Raw genomic sequence first — 2915 nt, forward strand, 5'->3', positions numbered from 1 at the left:
AAGTAATGCCTTTTCCCTTCGTAATGATCAATTAAAGAGAACCCATATAAGTTTATTTTCTCTATATTTTCAGAATTTTCTACTAGATAATTAACAACATAAAGGCCCATCGAAATAATTCTGATATTAGTAGAATTAATTAATTCATCTGCTTTAATTCTAAAATATGAACCACCTGTCATTAAATACTTGTAATAAAAATCCCTTCTTTTAATTGGAATTTTTTTTGCACCATCGCAACTTATCACATAATCATACTTATATACTTGTTGTAAGTTATTTATACTTTCAATATTAGGAGTAATACCCCAAACATCAACCTTTGATCCATAATCATTTTCAGTTTGTGGTGAAAGAGTATAATTATTAAAACGAATAACTATATCATGTGTGTCAATCTCCTCGCCTTTTCCTAAGCCAATATGACATGGACTATTACCAACAACAGCAATAGATTTTCCTTGTATGTATTTTAAAAAACTTTTTTCTGAAAGTTTCATATTCTTTTCTACATATGCTGACCGCTTCATACTCTCGGGCAGATTAGTATTAGTCCTATACAATTCTAATGCGATATCAGAATATTCACTTATATAGTTATAATTTTCATTTGCCCGTTGTTTATTTCCTAAAGAACTCATTGTATGAAAAGCATCAGAATATTCATTTTTATATAAATAAATAAACATAGTAGCAATTAAAGATGGATGCATTTTCATAATAGTAGAACGATCACTTGTTGAAAGAATTTTTTTAATAACATCTAGAACATTTTTTTTATAGTAATCAATTGATCCATTTAACATTAATGTAATTTCATGCATAATTTTTTCTTTGTTATTATTAGTATAAAAAAGTGCTAATTTAAAATTAAATAATGACAATATATTAGTATAACTTGCTCCACTAATTATTAATGATTGTATACTATCTAATTCATTTAGTTTATATATCTTTGGAGCATCAACGGCATTACCAATTATTTTTTTATTTAGAGATGATATAAAATCAAAAACTTCTCTTTTACAATAAATATGACTCTCTTTATATATAATCCTTTTTATAGTTTCTAATATGAAATCAGCTATTTTACTATTGTCTTTTGTCAATAAGTAGTAATGCCGTAGATGAGTAATTGAATAACCAATAACAGCAGCTTTCATCTCTTTATCAAGTGATATATTATGATCTCTTATAGAGATAAAAATATTATTTATTGCTTGAATTATACAGTAATATCGAGACATATCTGTAACGCTTTGAGTTGGGACATCTCTTCGATAATTATATCCACAAGTCTGAATAATTTTTATTCTTTTTGCCATTAGGTATGAGCATAGGACAAAATCAACATCATGGAAAGCTTTATTACTTTCATCAAGTTTAATACCATTCGAAACTAAATATTCACGTCTATAAATTGCCAATGTAATACCTGGATGACCAATTGCAAACATTTCACATAGCTGATTTTTACTCAAATATTCATGTTTACCAGGATAATATGTTTGCATGAGTTCTGGACTCATATTGTTTCTTATTTCTGAATAACAATTATACCGGCAAATATCCAAATTAAACTCTTTAGCTTCCATATATAATATTTGATACAGATCCTTTTCTATATAATCATCTGGTTCAAGAATTACTATATATTCCCCAACTGCTTTATTTATTCCAGCATTTACGGCTGAACCATAACCACCATTTTTTTTATGAATTGGTTTTATTCTTGAATCCCTTTTCGCATATTCATCCATAATTTTTCCACAATTATCAGGTGATTCATCATCAATCGTAATAATTTCAATCTCTTGTATTGATTGATTGATTGCGCTTTCAATTGCTTGAGAAAAATATTTTTCAACATTATATGTTGGCATAATAATCGATATTTTTACATTCATTGTTTTATTAATCCTTTTTCTCAATTCTTACAGCTACTTGATCATATCTATAAAATAAATATGTATATTCAATATTGAATTTTATTACAAATTCTTGAAATGCTTTAAATTCTCCATTTTCCCACTCAAAATATCCAAAATATTCGTCAAAGACTATAATTGTTCCTTTAACGATTCTTGCTTCCAATTGAAACAATACTGTTTTTGTAGATGAATAAAGATCACAATCAATAAATATAAATGCAATTTCATTGATATTCTTTATTTTCCATTTTGGTAAAGAATCACTAAACCATCCTATAATAAGTTCAACATTGCTTTTTACTTTTGGAATTTCGATTTCAAAAGATCCTTTTTCAAAGAAATCTTGATTCCCAACTGAAACATGTCCAGAAGACCAATCTTCTGGTAAACCTTTGAAACTATCAAATCCATATATAATTTTCTTTGGATTTAAATCAGCAATCTGATTAATTGTTGTACCGCTATATACTCCAAATTCGATATATTCCCCACTTATACTGACTTGTTCCAATGCTTTTCTTAAGAACATGGTCCTGTCACCACCAATGAAAATTGCCGAACTCATAAATTTTTTTATATATGAAAAAGAATCATCAACTGCAAGATTAATTCGTTTTCGCCAAAATATATTTGGAGTTGATTCAACATTTATTAAATTTGTATTTATTTGATTTAGTTTTTTGTTATTTACTGTTAATAAACTATTTAGATCTTTATTTAGAGTATAAAATTTATCAATGATTATTTCGTTTTGCGTCAATGTGCTATCATTAAATGGTTTAAATGCTATTAAAGTTTTGTTCAAATCTTGTAGATGATCTGCTACTATTGATTTTTCCTGAACAAAATCATCTTTAACTTTAATCAATTCTTTAACATTACTATTCAAATCAGTTAGATTATCTATTACTATTGTTTTTTTAAATAAAGCTTCTTTTTGGAATGAGTTTAATTTTTTAATATCTCTGTTCATATCCATAAGAA

Annotated in this window: 2 protein-coding genes; both read right to left on the bottom strand. The window is 26.5% G+C overall.

The window, feature by feature from the left end; all coding sequences use genetic code 11:
- On the bottom strand, positions 1–1907 hold a 1907-nt coding region (locus DV872_RS25850; RefSeq protein ID WP_114632862.1), incomplete at its 3' end, for a glycosyltransferase family 29 protein.
- Between the two features lie 7 nt (positions 1908–1914).
- Positions 1915–2915: TylF/MycF/NovP-related O-methyltransferase (locus DV872_RS25855; protein WP_147283279.1), on the bottom strand; the 1001-nt coding region annotated here is incomplete at its 5' end.

It is taken from the genome of Oceanispirochaeta sp. M1, from assembly GCF_003346715.1.
In the GTDB taxonomy this organism is placed as follows: domain Bacteria; phylum Spirochaetota; class Spirochaetia; order DSM-2461; family DSM-2461; genus Oceanispirochaeta.